At 38.2% G+C, this 18702-nt stretch carries 18 protein-coding genes; 6 read left to right on the top strand and 12 right to left on the bottom strand.

What is annotated here, in order from left to right; genetic code table 11:
* Nucleotides 1-2 precede the first annotated feature (2 nt).
* Together B3D98_RS14030 and B3D98_RS14025 are read left to right on the top strand one after the other, a co-directional pair.
* Nucleotides 3-680: a response regulator transcription factor gene (locus B3D98_RS14030; RefSeq protein ID WP_103117749.1), complete on the top strand. Its 678-nt coding sequence runs from the start codon at nucleotides 3-5 to the stop codon at nucleotides 678-680.
* A complete protein-coding gene (locus B3D98_RS14025) occupies nucleotides 677-1750 on the top strand; it encodes a sensor histidine kinase (RefSeq protein WP_281216716.1) in 1074 nt (357 codons plus the stop codon). Before B3D98_RS14030 ends, B3D98_RS14025 begins: the two co-directional genes overlap by 4 nt.
* A 24-nt stretch (nucleotides 1751-1774) precedes the next feature.
* Here the strand turns inward: B3D98_RS14025 and B3D98_RS14020 are convergent, their stop codons facing one another.
* A complete protein-coding gene (locus B3D98_RS14020) occupies nucleotides 1775-2362 on the bottom strand; it encodes an NAD(P)H-dependent oxidoreductase (protein ID WP_004232802.1) in 588 nt (195 codons plus the stop codon).
* A gap of 121 nt (nucleotides 2363-2483) precedes the next feature.
* Here B3D98_RS14020 and B3D98_RS14015 point away from each other — a divergent pair, with 121 nt between their 5' ends.
* Both B3D98_RS14015 and B3D98_RS14010 read left to right on the top strand, forming a co-directional pair.
* Complete coding sequence (locus B3D98_RS14015; RefSeq protein ID WP_016994314.1) at nucleotides 2484-2921, top strand: MarR family winged helix-turn-helix transcriptional regulator; 438 nt, start codon at nucleotides 2484-2486, stop codon at nucleotides 2919-2921.
* Between the two features lie 524 nt (nucleotides 2922-3445).
* On the top strand, nucleotides 3446-4249 hold the full coding sequence (locus B3D98_RS14010) for a YqcI/YcgG family protein (RefSeq protein ID WP_016994316.1): 804 nt from the start codon (nucleotides 3446-3448) through the stop codon (nucleotides 4247-4249).
* Here B3D98_RS14010 and B3D98_RS14005 read toward each other — a convergent pair.
* Both B3D98_RS14005 and B3D98_RS14000 read right to left on the bottom strand, forming a co-directional pair.
* On the bottom strand, nucleotides 4196-5509 hold the full coding sequence (locus B3D98_RS14005) for an amino acid permease (RefSeq protein WP_288583697.1): 1314 nt from the start codon (nucleotides 5507-5509) through the stop codon (nucleotides 4196-4198). The two genes, B3D98_RS14010 and B3D98_RS14005, sit on opposite strands and share 54 nt — an antisense overlap.
* A gap of 17 nt (nucleotides 5510-5526) precedes the next feature.
* Nucleotides 5527-6462: an arginine deiminase family protein gene (locus tag B3D98_RS14000; RefSeq protein WP_288583695.1), complete on the bottom strand. Its 936-nt coding sequence runs from the start codon at nucleotides 6460-6462 to the stop codon at nucleotides 5527-5529.
* A gap of 123 nt (nucleotides 6463-6585) precedes the next feature.
* On the opposite strand from B3D98_RS14000, the gene B3D98_RS13995 reads away from it, so the two are divergent.
* Nucleotides 6586-7029 carry an NUDIX hydrolase gene (locus tag B3D98_RS13995; protein WP_048389932.1) on the top strand — a complete coding sequence of 148 codons (444 nt, stop codon included), beginning with the start codon at nucleotides 6586-6588 and terminating at the stop codon, nucleotides 7027-7029.
* A gap of 30 nt (nucleotides 7030-7059) precedes the next feature.
* Here B3D98_RS13995 and splB read toward each other — a convergent pair whose 3' ends face one another.
* Nucleotides 7060-8088, bottom strand: a complete 1029-nt coding sequence (gene splB / locus B3D98_RS13990) for a spore photoproduct lyase (RefSeq protein ID WP_048389930.1) — start codon at nucleotides 8086-8088, stop codon at nucleotides 7060-7062.
* Between the two features lie 12 nt (nucleotides 8089-8100).
* Nucleotides 8101-8325, bottom strand: a complete 225-nt coding sequence (locus tag B3D98_RS13985) for a transcriptional regulator SplA domain-containing protein (RefSeq protein WP_004232790.1) — start codon at nucleotides 8323-8325, stop codon at nucleotides 8101-8103.
* A gap of 371 nt (nucleotides 8326-8696) precedes the next feature.
* Here B3D98_RS13985 and B3D98_RS13980 point away from each other — a divergent pair, with 371 nt between their 5' ends.
* Nucleotides 8697-11798 carry a copper amine oxidase N-terminal domain-containing protein gene (locus tag B3D98_RS13980; protein ID WP_288583690.1) on the top strand — a complete coding sequence of 1034 codons (3102 nt, stop codon included), beginning with the start codon at nucleotides 8697-8699 and terminating at the stop codon, nucleotides 11796-11798.
* Nucleotides 11799-11974: 176 nt separating this feature from the next.
* On the opposite strand, the gene B3D98_RS13975 is transcribed toward B3D98_RS13980, so the two are convergent.
* The 7 genes from B3D98_RS13975 to ribE (B3D98_RS13945) form a co-directional block, all read right to left on the bottom strand.
* On the bottom strand, nucleotides 11975-12820 hold the full coding sequence (locus B3D98_RS13975; protein ID WP_103117741.1) for a GNAT family N-acetyltransferase: 846 nt from the start codon (nucleotides 12818-12820) through the stop codon (nucleotides 11975-11977).
* A 13-nt stretch (nucleotides 12821-12833) separates the two neighbouring features.
* A complete protein-coding gene (locus B3D98_RS13970; protein ID WP_066037654.1) occupies nucleotides 12834-13382 on the bottom strand; it encodes a histidine phosphatase family protein in 549 nt (182 codons plus the stop codon).
* Nucleotides 13383-13481: 99 nt separating this feature from the next.
* The gene (locus B3D98_RS13965; protein ID WP_103117740.1) at nucleotides 13482-14789 is read right to left on the bottom strand and encodes an ATP-binding protein; all 1308 of its coding nucleotides are present in this window, start codon (nucleotides 14787-14789) and stop codon (nucleotides 13482-13484) included.
* A 321-nt stretch (nucleotides 14790-15110) separates the two neighbouring features.
* Nucleotides 15111-16550: a spore germination protein gene (locus B3D98_RS13960; RefSeq protein WP_103117739.1), complete on the bottom strand. Its 1440-nt coding sequence runs from the start codon at nucleotides 16548-16550 to the stop codon at nucleotides 15111-15113.
* Nucleotides 16551-16688: 138 nt separating this feature from the next.
* Nucleotides 16689-17171, bottom strand: a complete 483-nt coding sequence (ribE, locus tag B3D98_RS13955; RefSeq protein WP_048389922.1) for a 6,7-dimethyl-8-ribityllumazine synthase — start codon at nucleotides 17169-17171, stop codon at nucleotides 16689-16691.
* Between the two features lie 15 nt (nucleotides 17172-17186).
* A complete protein-coding gene (ribB, locus tag B3D98_RS13950; protein ID WP_048390479.1) occupies nucleotides 17187-17816 on the bottom strand; it encodes a 3,4-dihydroxy-2-butanone-4-phosphate synthase in 630 nt (209 codons plus the stop codon).
* Between the two features lie 24 nt (nucleotides 17817-17840).
* Complete coding sequence (gene ribE, locus B3D98_RS13945) at nucleotides 17841-18479, bottom strand: riboflavin synthase (RefSeq protein WP_257961396.1); 639 nt, start codon at nucleotides 18477-18479, stop codon at nucleotides 17841-17843.
* Nucleotides 18480-18702: the final 223 nt, after the last annotated feature.

The following is an 18702-nucleotide window of genomic DNA, read 5'->3' as shown; positions in this document are numbered from 1 at the left end:
AGATGACAAAACTATTAGTCGTGGATGATGATGCACATATTCGCGAATTGGTAAAAGTGTTTCTGCAAAACGAGGGCTTAGAAGTAATAGAGGCTATCGATGGTGTCGATGCACTGTCTAAATTAGACACTGAGAAAGTCGATATGGTCGTGATGGATATTATGATGCCCAACATGGATGGCTGGGCATTATGTGAGGAAATACGTTCATTCAATACAGATCTACCAATCCTTATGCTAACAGCTAAAGGAGAAACCTCTCAAAAAATCAAGGGCTTTCATTTAGGGACAGATGATTATCTTGTGAAGCCATTCGAGCCTGCCGAGCTAATCGTACGTGTTAAGTCTATTTTAAAAAGATATCGTATCTCCCTTTCTCAAGTTGTAGAGGCTGGTCATGTCAAATTAAATCGCCATACACATGAAGTGGAAATGAACGGCGAGACGATTCTCCTTCGTTTGAAGGAGTTCGAGCTATTATTTACACTTGCAAGCTATGTTGGCAAAACCTTTTCCCGTGAACAGTTGATCGAAGAAATCTGGGGCTACGACTATGAGGGAGATGAACGAACAGTTGATGTCCATATCAAAAGAATACGAGAACGCTTTCCACAGGAGACGAGTGGCTTTGTCATTCGCACCATTCGTGGTCTTGGTTACCGCTTGGAACTAGGCACATGAGAAAACGAAGATTCTTGTTAAGATTAGCGATGGTCTTTTGCCTGTTTCTGATTGCAAACACCGTTTTCGCTTTTATTTCCTATCATGTAACTTCATGGCTTTATGGACGGTTAGGAACTGAGCCTCATGGATTTTGGCTACAACTAGCAACAGTGATTGGGGTGTTTGCACTCTTTGCCTGTTCAGCTGCCATTATCTTTTTAATCGGACTAAATCGACAACGTAACTATTGGGATACGATTGTAGATGCATTAAGCCGCATGGCAAAAGGTGATTTTGATGTTCAGCTGGATTTGAGAGCAGATGAGGAGGATCAATTTGGGCAATTGATTCATGGTATTAATCATATGGCTGTTGAGTTAGGTGAACTGGAAAGAATGCGTCAGGAGTTCATTTCCAATGTCTCCCATGAAATTCAATCACCTTTAACATCTATTAATGGCTTTGCCAAGGCTTTGAAAAATATTAACCTACCTGAAGAAAAACGTCAGCATTATTTAGCTATAATTGAATTAGAAAGTAATCGTTTATCAAAAATTAGCGACAATTTGCTCAAGCTAACTTCCTTAGAATCGCAGCACCATCCATTTGAGCCTATAACTTATCGACTCGATAAACAATTACGCAATGTTGTGCTGGCACTAGAACCGAATTGGTTAGCCAAACAGATTGACTTTGATCTCGATCTTGATAACCTGAGCATCACTGCAGATGAGGATTTGATGAATCAAGTCTGGATGAATTTGCTGACAAACAGTATTAAGTTTACACCTACCAATGGAACCATCTCTTTATCTATGAAAAAGCAGTTCGACACGATAACCGTTCTGGTTCAAGATACTGGCATAGGCTTAACCGAAGAACAACAAAAGCATATTTTCGAAAGGTTTTATAAGGCCGATCAATCGCGAACTGCTGGAAATGGCGGTAGCGGATTAGGGCTAGCCATTGTCAAAAAAATAATTGAGATGCATCATGGAACCATTGCTGTAGAAAGCAAAATAGCAGAATATACAAGATTTTTGATTACTGTCCCCATCGACAGTACGCCAACTCATGCAAACGACTAACCCCGTCTGCATGAGTTATTTTTTCTAGTATGCTACTTTACTAAAGTATCGATATACTTTATTTAGTTTCTGCTGTTGCTTCCCCTTTTTACTTTCCATATTACCAAACTCAAAAAACTTCACTTTTTTCATTCCAACAAATTTAAACAACGCCCTTTTCATTAAAATTTTATGTGCATTGTTCAACCATAAAAATGGATAATTGGTTGGCCCCTTCATCGTGGATACACAGACTACAGACTTCCCTTTTAAAAGACCCTCTGGAAATAAACCCTTTGTATCTCGATAAGCAAAATTTGCTGCAAATAATTGGTCGATATATCCTAACAGCATGGCTGGCGGTCTCCCCCACCAGATCGGATAAACAAATACAATTTGATCTGCCCAAGAGAGCTGTTGGCGGTATTTTTCCATTTTCGGATCCCGATACATATCACGACGTCGTTTATGTTCATGGAAAATTAAGCGTGGATCGAACTCTTCTTCATATAAATCTAGTATCTGAATCTCCTCGATGGCAGGATTCTCTCGACACCCCTTTATCACTTCTTGTAAAAAAGCATAATTTAAACTTTTATGGTTGGGATATGTATAAACAATTAACGTTTTCATTGTGCGCCTCCTCATTACTTATCATTTGATAATAAAATAATAATTCATTTCATTTTAGTTGTCAAATGATAATTGTTTTAGGACAAGTTATTTGTTATCTTGACAGTAAGAGGTGATCCCATTGAATAAAAGCGCTTTATTTCATCAGTTTGTAGCATTTACAGCCACAATCCATCAAGTGACACATGATCTCACACAAAATGTTAACACTGCGAATATCACACCGCTACAATATAAAATTCTTGAATATATTAAAGTAAGCCAACCTGTCACACCAACGGAAATCAGTGAATGTCAGCATATGTCCCTACCCAACACAAGCCGTGAACTTCGGAAATTGCAGGAACGGCAGCTAATCGAAAAATTTAACGACACAGCCGACCGCAGAAAGCAGTATGTCCGTTTATCCAAAGAGGGTGAAAAAATGATGGAGGAGGCATTTGCCTGTATCGAAGAACGCTTTTTACAGCTTATTCAACACGCAACACAGGATGATCTAAAGGACATCCAACATGCTCTAACCATTTTAGAGGAAAAGGTTTTACAGCAAAACGGCTAAGACCATGCTGCTTTTCGGGTGTGGTGATCGCTACTATTGGAGAAGCAGGAGGCGAGATCTTTTTTGACTGAAATTGCTCTTGCTTTGGTTTGAAGTGATCATTTTTTTCACAACCGATCTTTTCTTTGCTCGAAGTGATTATTTTTTGTTCAAAACCGCTCTTTCCTTTGCTCGAAGTGATCACTTTTCAATCGCTACCGCTCTTTCTTTGGTTTAAAGTGCTCGCTTCTGATTCAAAGCCGCTCTTTTATTGGCTTGAAGCACTCTCTTTTCATGCAAAGCCGCTCTTTTCTTGGTTCGAAGCGCTCTCTTTTACTTCAAATTGCTCATCTCCTTGCTCAGAGTGATCACTTCTAAACCGAAACTGCTTATTCTTCTTTATGGAATTATTCATCTTACACGCAAAAAGGTTAGCCATAATTTGACTTGAATCATTAAAAATCTTTAGTGTCACGCACCACAGATTCGTAACCACTTTGTCTTTTCTTTAATAGTATAAAGGTGAGTAGAAGGAGGAGTCTCAAGTGGAAGTAGTGTTTGATCGGGAGTGGATTGAAGAACAGTTTGATACACTTCCATTATGGCAACGGTCAGCCTATACAGATTTTGCTGCCACGATTGCGGATGAAGCAAATACGTTTCCGTGTATACCAGCAAGAATGGGCTTTTTATCAAACCATTTGCGCTATAGTTTTGTCGGGGATCCACGGGAAGAGCAATCGATTAAAATGTTAGCACAATGCTTAAAGGACTATACGAAAGCATCACGAACTTTCGGGAAGTATACAACTCTTACTGTGTTCTTTCATACCCCTCACGATATGCAAGATAGCTTTGAGGTAGCAGATTATCAGCAGTTATTTTGGTCCATATTAAATAATTTAACCAATTTGGATGAGATGAATTGGCCTGAAGGAATACCAATGGAGCCTACTCACCATGAATGGGAGTTTTGCTTTCATGGTGAACCCTATTTTATCTCTTGTGCAACACCAGCCCATAAATTGCGAAAGAGTCGTCATTTTTCCACTTTATTAATGGCCATTCAACCCCGTTGGATATTCGATGATATAAACGACACCACAGCCTTTGGGCGAAAAATCAAAAAGCTCATTCGTCAGCGGATTGCAGACTACGACACAGTTCCAGGACATCCAGATTTAAAATGGTATGGGCAAGAAGATAGTTATGAATGGAAGCAGTACTTCTTAAGTGATGATAACCATAGTCCATCCAAATGTCCTTTTTTAAGGATGTCTCAGGAAAACGGTTCATTACGTAATGTTTTTTTGCCTTTTCACAACAATCCAGGTCGCCACACTGATTAAGACTATAAAGAGCAGGCTCACATAAAAACCGAGTCTGCTTGTTTTTTCACCTAAAGTTCCAGATACCGTCACAGCAATGAGCAACATCCCCATAGCATTCTTTACATGCCCCCACTTAGTTAACTCCATGAGCTTCCAGTAGGTTACTAAAATAAAAAGCCAATTATAGATCAACATTAAACCCGCCGCTGTAATCAAATATTCGAAGATTTTTTCTGGCATCAAAAAACCAATTACAATCGTAATTACTAGCCCACTCGTTAAAAATAAAAAGGCTGGAAAAGGAACTTTCATTTTTCCTTTCTTTGCAAGGACTGCCGGTGCATCATGATCCTCTGCAAGTGTAGTGAGAATGGTGATCACCGCGTAAAGCGAGGCCACCATCGTTGAAAAACCAGCAATGATTAGCACACCATTAAAGATATCTGCCACAAAAGGGATATGGTGTCCTTGAAGCGCTGTAATAAAAGGACTTTCATCAATCGAAAAGTCTTTCCACGAAACGAGTACTAATGCAAGGGCGATGGCCATGATAAAAATAACGGTAATCACGATCAGCATAATTCTCCCCGCTTTTGGCGCCTCTTTTGGATTTTTCAAATCGATGACCATTAAACCCATCACTTCAATTCCTCCGTAGGCATAAAAGGCATAAAGTAATCCGAGCCAAATACCTTTTAGTCCTTGTGAAAAAAATGCTTCATAATTAGCTTGAAGTGAAGCCATTGTAGTAGATGGTGTACCTTTCATGATGATGACCACTGCTACAATAATGAACATAATGATGGCAGCTGCCTTTAAGGCACCGAAGATATTTTGGAAATTTTCAAAGCCCTTCATGCCTGTGAGAATAACGACTAAACCAATAGCAGCATAAATCGATGCAGCAATCCACAGGGGCAGTGCCGGAAACCAAAATTTCGTAAAAATGCCGAGCGCCATCAACTGGCTTCCCATGATTAATAGCTCAGAAATCAAGTACACCCAGCCATTGCTAAATCCTGCCCAGCGTCCAAAGGCTTGCTTGGCATAGGTACGAAAAGAGCCTTTATCTGGATTTTCCACAGACATTTTAACAAGTGCATCATACACGATATACGTACAAATGGCCGCTAATAAAAAAGGAATTAATACCGCAGGCCCACTTTTATGAATGGCCATACTTGTCCCAAGAAAAAAGCCAGTGCCCAAAGTACAACCGATACCAAGAAGCGAAAGCTGCCACCAGGCCATACTTCCTTTAGCTGATTTTGAAGTCATTTGTTCTCAACCCTTCGTTACGTTCTTACCAATGGCAATGTCATACATCGAATGCCACCACCGCCTTTTTCAAGCTCAGTGACATCAACTTCAAGCAAGTTTTTATTCTTCAGCAGTGGATGCGCCAATAATTGTTGTTGTGTTGACTGCTTGCTTATCAACAGTGTTTCTGGATTCAGGTTAATAAAGTTGATGTCTGGAATGGTCTTATACGAGTTCAGCCAGTAAACATCCAAACCATGACGCTTTAAAAATGACTCTACCATATCAAAACGACTGCTTTGAGCTGTTAACACCTGAATAGGAAAATGGCGTACAAAGCTTTTAGCAACAACCAGATTCGCATTTACAACATTACAATTCATATCTAAATGCAGCGTATCATTGCTTTTCGGTAAATCAATTATGGCAATTTCAGAAAACCCCTCTTGAAAAATGCCTTCCTTTAAGCTTTCGATAGCTTCTATCGAAGTTCTCATTCCAAGATTAATAAGTACAGCATCTTTATTTAAAATTAACAAATCTCCACATTCGAAGGAATGAAGCGGCTGCAAATTAGCTTTCCATTGTTGTGGAAACCATTTTTCTAATAGTGAATGTGCAAGAGGGTACTCTGGTTTTCTAAGTGAGGTTCCAGCATTTCCAAGTAAAAGCCGATTCCCAATGACACAGGCTAGGTCACGCACAAAATAACGATTGAGGAGCTGCTCACTTAATAGCTGCTGATCGTGGGCTAGTTCTCTTGCATAATCAAGTACATGTACCCCTGCGTTTTCGAATGTTGTCTTTAATGCCATGAAATTATCCATCGCCTTCTGATGGTTGACTGTATCACTCCAACCAACCTGCTCTGCTATTGTTAAATCCGTTACATCTACGAGTGAAGGTGCACAAAGCATCACTACTTTCAGTTCTCCATGTTCTGACCAACAATTTAGTTGAAATGAATCCATTCAAGTATTCTCTCCTTCTTCACAACAATCTCTGTTAGCGTTACCATTGACTTTCAGATTATACAAAGACCATAATTAAGAAGAATTTACCAATTAAAACTATTTAGAGAAAGGGGTGTCATTATGGAATACTATAAATTTTTAAGACAGTATGTAGGACACCAACCAATTATTTTACCTGGTTCGGTGGTTCTCATTCTTAATACTGAAAACGAAATATTATTACAAAAAAGATATGATGGCGGTTGGGGGCTCCCTGGAGGCTTAATGGAATTAGGCGAGAGCTTAGAGGATACTGCCAAAAGAGAGGTACAAGAAGAGACAGGACTAGCCATCACAGATTTACAGTTACTAGGTGTTTTTTCTGGTCCGGATTGTTACCTTAAAGTTTCGAATGGGGACGAATTATACGCCGTTACAGCAGTCTTCTATACAAGAAATGTGCTTGGTAATTTAGTGATTGATTACAATGAATCAGAGACAATGCAATATTTCTCTCTTTACCATTTACCAAACGATTTAAAAGATCGTCGATATATTGAACCTTATATCGCACAATTAATTTAGAGAGAAAACAAGCCGTTCTCTCTCTAATTATCATGTAAAATATTCTAATTTTGCTTGAGGGAAAAATTTCTGCATATAGCGATACAAATGTTCCTTAATGTCTTCCTCTTCCTCTTTTTGATAAATATATTTACCAATGCCATATTTGCCCCATTTATATCGTCTTACCGTCTCGTCGAGCTCTAGCTTTGTCATTGGATAATTTTTTTCAATCACTCGTTTTGCAGGCTTTGTAAAGCGATGTTGAATAAATTCAAAGGTGATGTCATCGCGCACATCCTTTGGCAATTCAGCGTCCAATCGCTCAAACATATGATAATAGCCCTCCTGCCAGCCATCATGAAGATAGATTGGCGCAACAATAAATCCGAGTGGGTATCCAGCTCTTGCCACTTTCCCCGCTGCCTCAATGCGCTTTTCCAATGGTGATGTACCTGGCTCAAAGTGCTTAATCACATAATCAGCATTGACACTAAAACGAAACCTTGTACGACCATTATGCTTGGCATCTAATAAATGATCCACATGATGGAATTTCGTTACAAATCGTAACTGACCTAGCTCACTTTGTCCAAAATGCTCAATGGCTCGCTTTAAGGTATGCGTAAGATGATCAATTCCTACAATATCAGAAGTACAGGATGCCTCAAAGCGAGTGATGTCAGGTGCTCGTTCAGCCATATAGTGATCGGCCTGTTCTAGGATTTCATCGACATTGACATACGTCCGAATATAAGGTTTGCTGCCCATAGTTGTTTGTAAATAGCAATAATGACAATGTCCCATACAGCCAGTCGCAAATGGGATGGCATATTCCGCTGAGGGCTTAGATGTATCAAACTTTAATGTTTTTCGAATACCCACTACTAAGGTCGATTTTGCTACCCGATACTTTTGAAAATCATTGTCTCCAGGAAGGTTTCTCACTTGATTATGGGAAGTTGTATAGCGAATTTCAATTCCCATCTGCTCAAACTTCTCTTTTAGCTCCTGACCTAATGGATACTGGAGGGCATCTGGCTCAAAATAAACAAGCTGAGGGGTAAATGGCTTTATCATATGAGTCCTCCCTTAATGAAAATACTGGTGATAGGCCTGTTCAGCCGCCATCTCGCTTGCAAAAATCACCATGTCATTCGTGATTGGATAATAGGTTTCAAATAAAAATAGAGCTAGCTCCTCTGGTTTTTCTGGATGATAAACGACTGCCGCTTCCTGTATATTCGTTACATCTTGAATATGTGGATTGCGGTAAAAAATATAAACAATATCACCCACATCAAATGGTTGTTGCATCTCTTCACCTTCCTCTGCCTTTCCCTTAGTTTGGTGAAAGTGTACAAAAAATATGTCATAAAAAATTTAGTTGGTAATATACATACAGTCGTGCAGTTATTTTAAGAAAATTGCACTTCCCGTAAATTGTAACACTTCAATTTAACCTGCTTTATTCAATTCTCCTACGTCGAATAGTGTGAGGTTATCCACTCAAAATTCCCTTACTCTTTTCAATCATCTTGTAAGGAAAGTAAGCCAGAATAAGTATCAAAACTGCATGATGGTTAAATTTTCTTCAAAAGGTAAAAGGGTGAAACTTTTAGGATGCTCATACGTTAAATTAGATGTCATGCTAAGTCATTCAAATGGCATGAAGAAGGGTGGAATTTATGAAAAAAATATGGACTTTACTTTTTGCTGTGATACTTATTGTACCGTTAGTATTGCAGCCGGCAACCGCACAAGCGGCAAAAGCCATCACAATTAATGTGGATGGGGTGCAATTAAAAACCGATCAGCCACCAGCGATGATTCAAGGACGTGTTATGCTACCACTTAGAGCGATCTTTGAAGCATTGAATGCAAGCGTAAACTGGGACCAAAAGACTCAAACAGTCACAGGGATAAAAGGTGATACAACGGTAGTTCTCAAGATTAAATCGAAGACAGCTACTATTAATAACCAGACAGTAACGCTTGATGTACCAGCACAGGTATTAAAAGGTAGAACAATGGTACCAGTACGCTTCGTCAGTGAAGCACTTGGGCAGGATGTTGATTGGAACTCAGAAAAACAGCAAGTATCTATTAAATCTGACACGCCAAGTAATATCAGTATTGCTCCAGCGAGCAATGTGTCAGTTCGAGATGTGAATGATCAGGGAGATGGGCGTGATCTTGAGGTTAGCTTCTCTAAATCGTCTACAGAATCATATGTAGATCATTATCGGGTTATGGTTGTGAAGGCTTCTAAAAGTTTTAATTTGTCATCAGCTCTTAAAGTCTCCTCTTCTAATTATTCGGTGGTATCGACTTCAAATGCGAATCGTGCCATAACTTTATTGCAAAGCTCACGAGATGTGGACGGAGACTACATAAAAAATGATCAGTCTTATGTGGTTTATATACTTGCCATTGGCAAAGGTTCTTATTCTAGCGTACTATCAACTTCTTCTCCGAAGATTACTCTAACAAACATGTCTACTGTTACAGCGGTAACAAATGTGAAGATTAGCGATATTAACGATTTTGGCGATGGACGTGATGTCTCAGTTAGCTTTACTCGTCCACAGAATGATAGCAATACGTCCAATTACCGTGTGTTTATAGTAAAGACCAAGGATGCTAACAATTTTAGTCTTACCACTGCGAATAATTTATCCAGCAATTATTATACAACAGTGGACAAATCGGGAAGCAACGGCAGTACGTTGATAGCAACTCTGTCCTCCTCAACACGAGATACTTCAGGTGACTTTATAAAGAATAACGAATCCTACACAGCGTTCGTTATGTCTGTAAGTAATACAAATTCTAGCATGAATAAACTCTCACCTGCTTCATTAGCAGTAACGCTTACTGTATCTACTCCGATTATTACACAAGTAGATGATGTTAATGATTTTGGCGATGGACGCGATTTGAGAGTTAGCTTCAACAAAATGTCTGATGAATCGAATGTTCTCTCTTACCGAATTTTTGTTGTAAGAGCTAACAACTATACGAACTTTACATTGACAAAAGCCAACAGTTTACCTAACACTTATTACACACAAGTGAACAAAACAGGCAACAATATTACGCAGATGCTCTCTGCAGGAGCAAAAGATACTGACGGTTATGCTATTCAAAATGGCGTTAGCTACCGTGTATTTATTATGGCAGTAACTAATAACTCTGCAAATAATGTGCTTTCTCCAGCCTCCAATATGATTTCGCTGCTAAGCAACAATGTGGGTGCAGTGTCGAATATCATTGCCAGCGATGTGAGTGATAATGGTAACGGTCGTGACCTCTTTGTGTCATTCAATAAAGCTGCTGATGAGGCACCTATTAATCACTATCGGGTTATGGTGGTACCAACAGCAAATTACAATAATTTTAGTCTGACGGATGCTAATAGCGTATCCAGCAGCAATTACACGACTATTAACAAATCTGGGAAAACCACATATGAGCAAGCGTTAACTGAAAATACTCGGGATGTACGCGGAAATACTATTAAAGAAGGTACGAACTACCGTATCTATGTATTGACGGTTGCCAATGGAAATACCTTAGGAAACAATGCGCTAACTGCCGCAACATCTACGATTACACTAACTAAAAACTTCACAGTGCAAGCTGTAACTAATCTGAATGTTGCAGATATCGATGATAAAGGGGATGGCCGTGATGTGCAAGTAACATTCACGAAGCCTACAGATGAATCGAATGTTAATCATTATCGGATTCTAATGGTACCAACTGCCTATTACAGTAGCTTTAATCTTTCACAAGCCAATAGTAGCTCTTATTACATCACAGAAGGCAAAGGTGGAAATTTAGTAGCGAATAGAACGTTAGATGGGATTAGGGATGTACGAGGTAATTTTATTACAGAAGGAACTAGCTATCGCGTCTATGTACTGACTGTTGCAAATGGTAACTCTTCAAATGCCTATGCTCTATCCTCTCCTTCAGCTGTGATTACAATTAGTAAAAGCAAAGCTGTTCAGGCAGTAAGCAATATTAATGTAAGCGATGTTGGTGATTATGGAGATGGTCGAGACCTACAGATATCGTTTACAAAACCTTCTGATGAATCAAATATAGATAGTTACCGTATTCTAGTTGTACCCGCATCAAAGGCAAATGACTTTGATCTGAACACAGCTATTAGAGCAACTAATTATACAAGTTGGGGTAAAGGCCAATATAGTATGGAATTGGGAGCTACTAGTAGAGATACAGACGGAAGACTTATAACGAATGGCGAAGAATATCGCGTATATATCTTGTCTGTAGGTGGTGGAAATTCTAAGGAAATGTATAGCTTATCCTACCCATCTTCCTACATTGTTTTGGAAGACCTTTCAGCCGCTGGATCAGTGGAGAAAGTGACACTTAGTCTCTTGAATAAGGGATATAAATATAACGATATTAACATTAGTTTCGATGTCAAAAATGGTCAAAGCGTAACGGAGTATAGAGTGTTTATGTTGCCGAAGGATAAAGCAGAAAGTTTCAAATTGGGGGATGCTATTAGCAATCCAAATAGCACCAGAATTCAACCGAATCCTCTCTCCAACGTTAGCCAAGCGCTAAGCAAACCAGTAGATGCATTTGGTAATCAACTTGATTCATCTACAGAATATGTTGCTAAGGTTCTGATTTTGGCGAAAGGAACTTATTCGCTATCGAACACATCAATTAATTCGGTGCAACTCCAGAAATATCCTGAAAATAACAATAATAATGGGGCGTCCCAAGACCCTCAAACTAATCAATAGGTCCATTACTTTTATAGCAGGTACTCCTATGGTGTATACATCACCATAAGGAGTACCTTCTTGTTTTATAATAATAGATTACTTTTCTCTGTTTAAAACATGGTCCGATTGCATTATATACTTCATTGCTCTATTTCCACTTTTTTATCACTTCGTATACTGAACGACAACCAAGCTTATAGTTGCTTTGTCATCTGTACCTGCTCTGTTGTCACCTTTAATCCATGCTTTAACAAATAGCTTGTTGCTGGATTGCTCGCTAAGAAGTTCACTGTCGTCAAATGGACTTTATGTGTTGTAATACTTGCTAAAAACTGTGTTATTAACTCTACATTACTTTCCTCTAGTATTACCATTTGATAAAGTAGAATACGCTCCACCTCACCATATTCATTCCACAATGTTTTGTATAGCATATAGCCAAGTGGTTCATTGTTATCATTATAAAACACCTTTGCTTCCCCATGCTTCACGCTCTGCCAGTTACACTGCCAAGGAACATCTTCCCGATAGAAAGATAGATGTGCTAGCTGCTCTGGGCGAATGGTCGCTATATGAAGGGCTACTGTAGATGTTACCTTGGCTTCATACTCGCCGCTTAAAAATAGTAATTGATTGGCAACCACATAACCATATTTTTCATACAAGGCAATGGCTACCTGATTTTCCTTAATGGCTTCTAACGTACCCAACTCTACATTTTCTCGCTTATAGATAGTTAGGGTTTCCTCCATTAATAGGCGCGAGACACCCTTACCACGATATGCTGGAGAAATACCAGTCCCACCATTCCAAGCTGTTTTTTGGCCATCGATGGTACGAAAGCCATTCATCACAATGGCAATCGGTTCCTCTTGATCAAAAACGACAATAGAATGCTCAGGAGATAAGCCCTCCCCCACTAGTCGCTGTAAAAACATTTCTGCTGTCATATTAATTTCAATAAAATAACCTTCAAAGCCTTTGTTCCATGCTTTCAATACTTCATCTAATGTACATTGTGCAACTGTTTTAATCTTCATACAATCCCTCTTTTCAAATGGAATCTAATGCTGCTAGATTTTCTAAGGTTAGTTTTCTCACAATCTCATAACCATGTCCTTGACCTTTAGGTTTTATGACAACCGTCCCCATATTCGAAATGATGCCCAGCCCTACATTTCTTGGAAAGCTATGCCCAATGATTATGTTGTTTATGCCCTCAGGTGGAATGATTTCCAGCATCGATGTAGAAATCGTTAATATACTGCTTTGCACTACTGTAGGAAGATTGCCACCTAACATAAAGATTTCAAACAAGAAGGGGTCAATTTGGAGATTGCTGTTGGGAAATGCCAAACGTGCTGTTTCAATGGTCCGACAAAAAGGACTGGTAGTGATGGTGGAAAGGATGGGAATTTGCCAATAGCGTAGCATTTGACCATAATAAATTGCCTCCCTACGACCTTGATCGGATAAATTCCGTTGATTTTGACAACTTTGAAATGTACCATATGCTTGATCTACACCAATAGTTGCTGTTCCGTGTCTTGCATATAAGGTTAGCCCACCTTTTCTCAATAACGCTAGGAGACCCTTTTCCATTTTCTTCATCTCCTTCATCATATCACTTTCTACTTTGTAATGTATGTGCTGTACATAGAAAAAAGCTCCCCACAACTTTTTGTAGGAAGCCTTTTTCTGTTATTTTATTGGAATTCTGACAATAGCAGTCGTTTCTAAATGTTTTGATGAATCAATTGAAATATGACCATTATATTTAGTGACAATTTCTTTGACAATAAATAAACCTTGTCCTCTTAGTCTACCATTCTCATGTTTTTTCGTTGAAAATCCTTGTTTGAATATGTGATCAGGATTCGCAATATTTGGCCCTGTATTGGTAATTTTAAATTCATACTGTGATTCATCTGCTGTACAGCAAATCTTAATCTTACGTTGTTCCTCAGGTAATTCAACAGCAGCATCAATCGCATTATCAATTAAATTGGATAGAATCTTGATTAAATCTGTCGTTTTAATCTTATTAAAATCATTTTGAGAAAGCGTAAAATCCATATCAATATGGTGATTTTGAGCCGTTAATTTCTTCGTTTGCAATAAGATGGACAAACCTGGATGATCAATATTTAATTTTAATGACTTGATCGCCTGAACTTCTTTTGATAGTGAGGATAAATATTGTCTCGCCTGATCTGTTTTTTCTAATTGTAATAAACCATGTAACACTTGGATATGGTTCGTAAAATCATGACGTAGGGACGACACCGAAGTAATCAATGTTTTGATTTCTGCTAGATATGTGTCCTCTGTAGCGCCAACTTCCTTCGCTACCTCTTTTTGATACCATCTTTGTAAAAATAAAAAAGAACCGATGACAATTAAAATAAGTACACCATTAAAAATAAAATTAAATAGGTTGTCTTCAATGACTTTACCCTTAATACCATTTAGCGTATCTGCACTAATGTCAATGCCTAAATACCCGATAATTGTTCCATTATCATCTTTGATGGGTGCACCAACAGATAAATAAGACCCATGTTCAGAATCATGAATTACCTCTGTAACATAGGTTTCACCATTATAGGCCTTTTCAACATGCTTTGCAGGGACAGTACAAACCACGCCAATACCGAAGCCCTCTTTCATTTCTTTTGGCATCCCTGTAATCATGGCTATAGATACTTCAGGATTATCCACCTTTAAGGTGTAAACAAATAGTGCACCTAATTTTATCCTTGCATCGTTTAAATAATTTCTTACTTTCCAATAATAATCATTTTCCTGTGGATTATTTAAAAATTGCTGATAGGCATCCGTATCTATGGATGCAGCAATAGAATGGGCTGCCTCTAAGCTTTGATTGGCAATCGACTCTTCAACGGTCTTTTTTATTTTTACATAGGATGTAAAGATGTTTAAACTTGTAAACAAACATAATAAAATCGTTGATAGAATTAATATTAGTTTTATTTTTCTATTTTTCATAAAAAACGGTACTTCCTCATCTATAAATATTCTAGAATATTATTATATTATAATTAACTCTATTTTTTGTTTGTAAAGCAAACATTGCTTGTATATCCTACATAAATTAAAACACAAAATCAATTTTTATTTTATTCATACCCAAAATTACACACTGTAACAAATAGTTTAATAATCCTTGACAAGAAAGTAAACTAAAAAGATAAGTAATAACTTTTTATGTCTCATTTCCTATTTAAATGGAAAATTGAAAAAACCACTAAAGCAAAGGTATCAAAAAAAGATCAGGTATCAACAATACCTGATCTCATCACAATATGCTTATTTTTTACTTGAAGTCCGTGTTTGATCTTGCGGCTTAAGAAAGGTAGGTCGTTTACTATAGCCCTTTGGAGATAGTCGCAATAGGGACTTACGTATATTGCCCTTTTCAAAATCGGCACTAAAGTTTACGTATGGCACTCCCAAGACTCTCATATTCGCAGTGTATAAAAGGATGAAAAACACGGATATAAAAAAACCAAATAAACCAAAAAACGCCGAAGCCATAATAATGATTAATCGAAAAATACTCATAGCCGTCACAAAGGATTGATTGACCAATGTAAATGCAGCGATACTGGAAATGGCAATCACAACAATCATTGAGGGGCTTGTAACACCTGCTTTAATCGCTGCATCCCCAATAATTAGTCCTCCTACCACACTAACTGAGCCACTGACGGCACTCGGAAGACGTAAGTTGGCTTCACGAAACAATTCAAACATAAATAGCATCATTAAAATTTCTAGAATGGTTGGGAAAGGCAATCCCGTTCTCGATTCGACAACCGTTGCCAGTAGTAGAAATGGAAGCTGTTCTTGATGATATGTCGTCAATGCAAGCCAAAAACCTGGCAGTAGCATACTTATTAATATCCCGACAATTCTGAGTAATCGTTCCATCGAGCTAACAATGAGTGGGTACTCATTATCCTCTGCTGATTTAAAGAGCAACATAATATTTGCAGGTGTAATTATGGCATAGGACACACCATCAATCATTAAGAGTATTCTTCCTCTAATTAAGGCCTGCATAGCAAAATCAGGTCTCCCTGTATAATCATGTCTTGGAAGAATTGTCGCTGTCTTTTCAATTTTTTCCATTAATAAGTCGCCATTGATAACAATATCCGTGTCAATTTTTTGTAATTGAAGTCGAATTTGTTCCAGCATATTTAAATTCACAATGTCTTCCATATATAGTATGGCTACGGTTGTTTTAGAACGCTTACCAATTTCTAATGTCTCTACACTAAAAGAATTAGTCGGTAATCGTTTTCTTAATAAAGCAATATTAATAAAAACATCTTCAATAAAGTCATCTCTAGGTCCCTTTACTACTAGTTCTAATGTTGTTTCCCCAGGCTCTCGATTGGGTCTTTTTGAAATATCACTAGAATAAAGTAATTGATTTTCTTCAAAATACAGTAAAACATGGCCTTTATAGACCCTAGTTACCGCATCCTCTTTCGATAAAATCTTTTGTAAATAGGGAATGTGTAAATGCTGTTCAATTTCTTCCTCTAGCATGTCCTCCGTGACATTGCTTAACAAAGATTGAACACGTTGAACAACCACAGTTTGAAGAATTTGCTCATTGACCATTGCATCACAAGTTATAAAATGTACTGTATATTGCTGAAAATTATATTGTTGGAAAATCACATCAGCAGAGCGTTGAAATAGTGATTTCAACATTTTCAAATTAATTTGTTCCATTGATGAAATACTTCTCATCTCCTACTGAGCCAGCTCAAGATTAGTACATTTATGAAAACAATCACCTTCAATAAATACACTTAAGCATATTTTTCCCATGGTTGTTCAAAATATTCAAAGAAACAAATGTTGTGACGACTATTCAAATTGTCCTGATCCAATCATTTTCTTTAGATTTGCCATCTCAATTGCAGACATTGCCGCATCATAGCCTTTATTACCAGATTTCGTTCCTGCACGTTCAATTGCCTGTTCAATATTTTCGGTAGTAACAATTCCAAAAATAACAGGTACATTCGTTGACAATGACACATTGGCAATGCCTTTTGCCGATTCATTACAAACATAGTCATAGTGTGTTGTAGAGCCACGAATAACAGTACCTAAACCAATAATAGCATCATATTTCTTTGTTTCTGCCAGTTGTTTTGCTATAAAAGGAACTTCAAAAGCCCCTGGCACCCATGCAACATCAATAGATGCAGAATCAACCCCATGACGAGTTAAACCATCCATTGCCCCATCCAATAATTTGCTAGTAATAAACTCATTAAAACGACCCACTACTACTGCAATTTTCAAATCCGTTCCAATTAATTGTGCTTCAAATGTTTGACCCATTGTTCCTTCTCCTTTTTACATAGAAATTTTAGTTTTATTAGTGGATAATTGTTTACGATAAGCAACCAATGCTTCTATCGAGATCATTTTTAAGCCATGATGTGCAGCGTAATTTGTTAGTTCTTCAAACCGAAGCATATGCCCATCATCACCCATAATTTCGCAAATAACACCTGCAGGTACGCTATGACAAAGCTTCGCTAGGTCAATAGTGGCCTCCGTGTGCCCTCTCCGTTCCAGCACGCCTTGCTCTTTCGCAATCAACGGAAAAATATGGCCTGGTCGACGAAAATCAGTTGGCTTAGCTTGCTTTTCTATCATTCTTTGTATCGTTAGCGCACGCTCAAAGGCGCTAATCCCTGTCGTTGTTTCTACATGATCGATACTTACCGTAAATGCGGTTTGATGGTTATCTGTATTGTGCTGAACCATTGGATATAAATCTAGCTTTTGTGCAAGCTGCTGCGAAATCGGCGTGCAAATTAAACCTCTACCATTGGTTGCCATAAAGTTGATTGTTGCTGGTGTGATGAATTCAGCGAGTGCCAGAAGATCTCCTTCATTTTCTCGATCCTCATCATCAACCACCACAATCATATTGCCCTGCCTTAAATCCTCTATGGCTTCTTCAATTGAATGTAGCACGATGATCAACTCCTATTCTGTGATTTAAAAACCATGTTGTGCTAAATAATCTCTTGTAATAGCTGGCGTTGTTTGCCCCTTTTTTAATTGCCCTATAATGTATTTTCCAACTAAATCGGTTTCGATATTAACGATTGCTCCAACCCTCTTCATACCTAAAACGGTTTCTTTGTAAGTATGAGGAATAAGTGAAATTGTGACACTCTTGGCTTCAACATGAAAAAGGGTTAAGCTTGTGCCATCAATTGTTATGGAACCCTTTGGAATACAAAAGTTGGTTAGTTCCTCTGACATTTCGATATCAATATAAACGGCGTTTGCTACTGGACGTTTTCGCAAAATTTTGCCGACTCCATCAACATGACCAGCAACAAAATGGCCACCAAATCGCCCATTAGCAGGCATGGCACGCTCCAAATTAACAGAATCACCTATTGCCAGCTGCTGTAGATTTGTTGCTTTGACTGTTTCAGGCATAACATCCATCGTAAGCTGCTGTTGTGTGAAATTTGTCACCGTTAAACAAACTCCATTGACCGCTATACTGTCACCAAGCTTGACATCCTCCGTTATCTTGGCTGATTGAACCGTAATTTTCATACTGTCCCGATCGCTTTGCACGGCTTTTATGATACCAATATCCTCTACAAGTCCTGTAAACATTCCATCACCTACTCTACTTTATTAGCACTTCTATCCTTAACTTTTAAAGTTGATCCACCTGTTTTTGTGCCTTATCCTTCTCCCTTCTCTCGTTAGCAATAAAAAATAAAAACCCCTTTACATCAAAGGGGTTTTGGGAGTATAAGACATCAACAAATAAGCCTATTTGAAAACAATTTTTTCATAGACTGTCATCTCACTCGTTCTTCTCCCATCCAGACTA

The organism is Lysinibacillus sp. UBA5994 (genome assembly GCF_002429725.1).
Taxonomy (GTDB): Bacteria; Bacillota; Bacilli; order Bacillales_A; family Planococcaceae; genus Lysinibacillus; species Lysinibacillus capsici.
The sequence above is the reverse complement of the archived record's forward strand: the minus strand, read 5'-3'. Positions and strand labels throughout refer to the sequence as shown.